6 protein-coding genes are annotated in these 5,632 nt (G+C 42.6%); all 6 read right to left on the reverse strand.

Annotated elements, in window-relative coordinates; translation table 11 throughout:
* Positions 1 to 33: 33 nt before the first annotated feature.
* A complete protein-coding gene (locus AYJ08_RS03365) occupies positions 34 to 1,230 on the reverse strand; it encodes an MFS transporter (RefSeq protein ID WP_064016586.1) in 1,197 nt (398 codons plus the stop codon).
* 507 nt (positions 1,231 to 1,737) lie between these two features.
* On the reverse strand, positions 1,738 to 2,961 hold the full coding sequence (locus AYJ08_RS03370) for a M20 metallopeptidase family protein (protein ID WP_064016587.1): 1,224 nt from the start codon (positions 2,959 to 2,961) through the stop codon (positions 1,738 to 1,740).
* 210 nt (positions 2,962 to 3,171) lie between these two features.
* Positions 3,172 to 3,630: a cupin domain-containing protein gene (locus AYJ08_RS03375; RefSeq protein WP_031415183.1), complete on the reverse strand. Its 459-nt coding sequence runs from the start codon at positions 3,628 to 3,630 to the stop codon at positions 3,172 to 3,174.
* Positions 3,631 to 4,731, reverse strand: coding sequence for an ethanolamine utilization protein EutH (gene eutH / locus AYJ08_RS03380; protein WP_064016588.1), 1,101 nt, complete (start codon positions 4,729 to 4,731; stop codon positions 3,631 to 3,633).
* Positions 4,728 to 5,018, reverse strand: coding sequence for a EutN/CcmL family microcompartment protein (locus AYJ08_RS03385; protein ID WP_064016589.1), 291 nt, complete (start codon positions 5,016 to 5,018; stop codon positions 4,728 to 4,730). Before AYJ08_RS03385 ends, eutH begins: the two co-directional genes overlap by 4 nt.
* Positions 5,015 to 5,632, reverse strand: a 618-nt coding sequence (locus AYJ08_RS03390) for a hypothetical protein (RefSeq protein WP_064016590.1), incomplete at its 5' end; no start/stop codon positions are given. The genes AYJ08_RS03390 and AYJ08_RS03385, both read right to left, overlap by 4 nt.

The raw sequence follows: 5,632 nt of genomic DNA on the forward strand, positions 1-5,632 counted from the left end.
ATTCCACCATTTCTCTTTTACTTGCCGATATCACTAGTTGTTCTCGACCACGATTGGTTCGACCACAAGTCCACGATGCGTACTCCAGACATAAATCGTCAATAACGCAACTACAAGGAACCCTACCCAATAAGGAGCTTCCGGCTGAATTCGGTATAATGCCGTTCCAGCAATCGGTGCTACAAAAGAGCCCACCCCTGTTGCCGCCGTAGTCAAGCCTGCTGCTGCCCCCTGTTCCTCTTCTCCTGATGCCAACGAAACACCTGCTATATAACCAGGCATGGCGAATCCGCCTCCAACACCCAGTAGTAAAAAAGCGAGGACGAAACTGAATAAATTGTTAATGAAAACAAGAAGCAGCAGACCTCCCCCCAGTATCGGCAGACCGATACGAAGCAAGGTACGCGGCATGAAGGAGCGTTTCCGAATGACTACCATTTGGACCAATGCCATCATAAAACCGACGCAAAACAAACTGATTCCAACCCACAGCGCTGTATCTGCGTAATTTAATCCAAATTTATCCTGGACATAAAAGCCTGCTGTCACCTGTAGCATAACAATGGCGCTCATCATACACAAGGCAATCAATAAATAAGGCCGTATACCTGGCTTGCGTAGATTAAGCTTGTTTGTTTTACCAGATGACTTTGGTGTAAAACGCGGAATACGTACATACACCAAAAGCGCAGCAAATAATGATAGAACAGCAGCAACAACAATGAGAAACAGGAGATGAATCCCTGATAATGCTGCCCCCATGGCGGGACCGATCAGAAAACCAATACCACTCGCCGCACCAATCATCGCCATTCCCGCTGAGCGTTCATGCAACAAAGTTAAATCGGCCATCAGTGCCTGCCCGGAGGAAGTCATTGCGGGGAAAAACAGACCGAACAGCATCCGTGAAAACAACAATAGGATAAAAAGCAAAGTCAGCTCTGTTCTCCCCTGTAAACCAATCCAAGAGAGCCAAGCAAATAGCACCAAACTAAACGTAAACCCAACCAAACCAATAATCATAATCGGTTTGCGACCGAACCGATCACTTTGCTTCCCCCATATAGGAGCACCAAGTAACAAGATGAGGGCGGAAGCTGAAATGATCCAGCCTGCATGCATTTCATCGAGGCCCATCTCTCGAATTAATGGAGCCAGCACCGGATTAATGACTCCTAGGCCGATATAACAAATCATTAATGACAAGAAAATAACACGTTTCGGTTCCATATAACCGCCTCCATTAGTACTTGTAATTCTTGCAGCATTCGTCGCAATTACATCAAAGAGACTCTACAACATAAGAGAATGACCTCTTTTGCTGTTACCTTTTTGTGCATCTATGAGCAGCTTTTGCCCCATTTAGCTCTGACCGCCTCCCTATTATTCAAATCTGTATTTATTATCAATAAAATGTAAATGCTGTTCCGCCTGTAAACGGATGATTCCTAACGTTTTACGGATTATTTTCTATCAGACAAATAAAAATGTAATTTAACTCACATAGCTATGCTCCGTTCAAATCAGAAGCCCTACAGAATTTACTTATGTGATTGCATAGAAAAAAGCCCATTTGTTGCACAAAAGCCACCTCATGTAAGGAGCTAATATAAACAAATGAGCTTATCAGGAATTTAGGAAACATTTTTTGCCTTGAGAAGAATAAGACCCCCTTTTAATGTACACCTCATTGATTTCGATTAAGAAGGATTCACAATCCTCGCTATGCTCAAGACCCTATTTCTCTAATCCCACCTTCGCTTCCTGTGACTTCGGCAGTACCCTCCCCTCAGTCAGATAATTCATAACCGCAGAAATAAAGAGCTTGCCAGCCACAAGCATAGAGCGTTCATCTACGTCAAACATTGGGTGGTGATGTGGATAAGTCGCCTGAATGTCTGGGTTTCGCCCTCCTACATAAAAGAATGTGCCAGGTATTTTTTGGAGATAATAAGCAAAATCCTCCGCACCCATTCGAGCCTCTAGTATCTCTGTATGCTCCTCACCTACTAAAAGCTTGGCAAGCTGATGAATACGCTCTGTCTCTGTCTCATCGTTACATACGGCTGGATAGCCCCGTTCATAGTCGATTGTAAACGTTGCCCCCGCCCCTTCACAGGTCGTTTTGGTAATTTGTTCAAGTGAGGTTTCAATCCTTTGGCGAACATTTTCATCAAAGGTACGTACCGTTCCTGATAAAGTAACGCTTTGTGGTATGACATTAAACGCTTGACCCGCGTGAAAGCTACCCACTGTTAACACTGCGGCTTGAAGAGGATCAATCCGTCTACTAACAATTTGCTGTAGGTTTAATACCAGTTGACTTCCAATCACTAGCGGATCAATCGCTTTATGTGGATACGCGCCATGACCTCCCTTACCCGTTATCTCAATATAAAATGAATCTGCCGCGGCCATCATATAACCCGATTTTACTCCAACAACTCCTACAGGCTCATCTGATGAAACGTGGGCACCGTAAATAACATCTACACCATCAAGGCATCCCGCTTCAATCATTGAAACTGCACCACCTGGCAATAATTCTTCTGCAAACTGGTGAATAAAAATCACAGTCCCGGATAACTCGTCACGATACTCGCTCAGAACCTTAGCGACACCAAGTAAACCCGCTGTGTGAATATCATGACCGCATGCATGCATCACCCCTGGTACCCGTGATTTATATATGACATCCTTTTCATCCTGAATGGGCAGAGCGTCAAAATCAGCACGCAAAGCAACCGTTTTTCCTGGCTTTCCACCTTTTAGAACTCCAAGTACCCCATTACCGCCTACTCCCGTTTTTACCTCAAGTCCAATTTGGCGTAAATAATCAGCTATTTTTATAGGCGTATTTACTTCTTGGAAGGAAAGCTCCGGATACATGTGTAAATCTCGGCGAAATTCAACTAATTCAGGATAAAGCTGGTCCAAGCGGTCTAGCATTGGCTGTATCATAAAAAAACAACCTCCTTTTGAGAAACCCTGTTCTTTCAAAAAAGAGTTCTTCTTACAGATTCATGCTTTCGGCACATTATGTCTATTCCTGCTTTTGTATAACTATACGTTTTGTATCATTAACAATAAACCGAAAATTCAGTCTTTTAAAACCAAAGAAAGATCGATGCCTTGACTAAGGACTACCGGCTACCGATCCTCTTCTTTTCATCATTCAAGCTGCTGCCAATTTGCTGGATACGTAACATATAAAAACTTTGCATAGGCTGGTACGGAGAACTGAATGCTTGTATTTCTGGGAATGAGAATAATATCGCCTGCATGTCCGATAATGCGACGACCATTGATTACAATTTCTAGTGTTCCTTCTATGATATAATCAATTTCATCATATTTTAAAGTCCAATCGAATGTCGTTTCTTTCATTTCCATCAATCCACAGCCAAGCCGAGGGCTCTCCTGTAAATCTAACGCATCTTTTAAATATACGCGATCGCCTGCTTTTCCCGTATCAAAAGGCTCCAATTTCAACGAGTTCAATTTAACAGACATTACACCGCTTGGATCAATCTTCTTATCTATCTCATCAGGTGATTGGTTAAGCTGTGTAAGCTTTTCCAAAACAATTTTACGAACTAACGCTTCAAGAGATGCTGTATCATGTTGCATTTATTTTTCCTCACTTTCAGCAGTTAGCTTTGATTTGGAAGCAATCAGAATAGCTACTAGCACTGCGGTGATTCCACCCACTAGTTTCCCTACGATCATTGGAAAAATAAGATCTTTTTCTATACCAGCCGTAAACCCTAAATGATCCCCAAAGGTGAAAGAAGCACTAACTGCAAAGGCGATATTTATGATCTTTCCCCTTGAATCCATTTCTTTTAGCATGCCAAACATCGGTATGTTGTTGGCTAGAGATGCTACTAGCCCTGCGGCCGCTTTATCATTCATACCAAGTAATGAGCCTAGCTTAAGTAATGGTTTTTGGAAAACTTTAGTAATGACATATACCATTGGAAATGCTCCCGCAAGTACGATAGCAATAGAACCTACGATTTCAATGCCATCCCAAATAGGAGTCATCCCGGGAATAATAACCACTCCTGTTAAGGTCTCAATAATGATAGCCGCTAGTGCCAGCGTAATAATAATAACGACTCCTTTGCCAAAAACACTAAAGCCCTTTATCATCCCATTCGGGACTAGCCATAGCCCAACTCCAATAATTAATGCTACTAGAATGATAGGAACTAAATTACGCAAAATCATCCCAAGATCATAGCCAGCAACCAATCCACCTACTAAGCAACCAATCGGAATTGTCATGATTCCAGCTAGCACCCCGGTAGCAAGGTATTTACGATCCTCTCTTTCAATAATGCCAAGTGCAACAGGAATGGTAAATACAATAGTAGGGCCAAGCATGGAGCCAAGAATTATACCGGCAAAGCGTCCTGCTTCCGGATTGCTTGCCATCTGCATGGCTAGCGGATATCCTCCCATGTCATTAGCGAGCAAGGTGGTGGCAAACATGGCTGGATCAGCGCCTAATGCCGTATAGATAGGCACAACGATCGGCTTTAACAACGTCGCTAACACAGGTGCCAGCGAAATAACTCCCACCATGGCAAGTGTGAGCGATCCCATCGCCATAATTCCTTCCTCGAATTTATCCCCTAAATTAAATTTATTATCCAAGCATTTATCAATTGCTCCCAAGACCATGAAGATTACCATAATATAAATGATAATTTCATTAATACTCATACACTGTCCTCCTTACACGAGTCTCTTAGCTCATAGCTGTCAATAATACCAACGATCGTCGCATCAATGGGTGCTTTGACTTGATCAAAAGCCGCTCTTGCCGAACCGCCCTTCGTTACCAATACCAAATCACCAATACCAGAGCCTGCACCATCCGCAGCTACAAAGGTCTTAGCTGGTTCACCACCAAAAATTTCGGAGGGAGAGACAATCATCAGTTTCAGACTATCTAATTTTGCATCTTTTCTTGTGGCCCAAACGTTACCAATGACTTTTCCGATAATCATACAGGTTTGCCCTCCTGTTTTGTTTTCTTGACAGTAAGCTGATTCATACGTACAAAATCTTTAGCTAGTGGAGTTAAGATGGCATTTGGTAAAATGGTAAACGATTGAGCCCCTAATAAGCATAGCTTTTTTAATACAGATTCAGATATGACCCTCTGCTCTATATGCCATACTTTTTCTGCGGCATCTACTAAATTACTTGCCTCATTCACATGTAAATCATGCTTTCCCTCACAATTTGAATCCAAGTGTTCAGAGGACCTTTGGCAAATTGACTGCGTTATGGGTCTTTCCAGATGGCGCTTTTCCTGACCAAGCAGATGAATGTCTACTTTATTGATCAAAGTCACTCCAAAGGAAACAAGCTTCTGCTCGTATGATTGATACAGATCATATAAATGAGCTGGAGCTGTACGGTGGAATTGCCGATGCTCAAGACCTTCTTGTAACAGGTACACCTTTTTCCCTTGAAGTAGTGCTTGGGTAATGAGATTCTTTGAAGGTATGAGCCCCAATGCTAGTGAAGCTAATGTGCAGCAATGTAATCCAGTTATCAAAATGAAGGCAAAGGATTGAACGTTACATTCCAAGAGGTCATCAGGCCACTTTTGTGA

It is taken from the genome of Brevibacillus sp. SKDU10, from assembly GCF_001645205.1.
Taxonomy (GTDB): Bacteria; Bacillota; Bacilli; order Brevibacillales; family Brevibacillaceae; genus Brevibacillus_B; species Brevibacillus_B halotolerans.

Bases quoted from the DNA above. Each gene is read 5' to 3' on its own strand.
- AYJ08_RS03385 (WP_064016589.1), bottom strand. From the start codon at position 5,018: ATGATTATCGGAAAAGTCATTGGTAACGTTTGGGCCACAAGAAAAGAT.
- AYJ08_RS03375 (WP_031415183.1), bottom strand. From the start codon at position 3,630: ATGCAACATGATACAGCATCTCTTGAAGCGTTAGTTCGTAAAATTGTT.
- AYJ08_RS03365 (WP_064016586.1), bottom strand. From the start codon at position 1,230: ATGGAACCGAAACGTGTTATTTTCTTGTCATTAATGATTTGTTATATC.
- AYJ08_RS03370 (WP_064016587.1), bottom strand. From the start codon at position 2,961: ATGATACAGCCAATGCTAGACCGCTTGGACCAGCTTTATCCTGAATTA.
- eutH (WP_064016588.1), bottom strand. From the start codon at position 4,731: ATGAGTATTAATGAAATTATCATTTATATTATGGTAATCTTCATGGTC.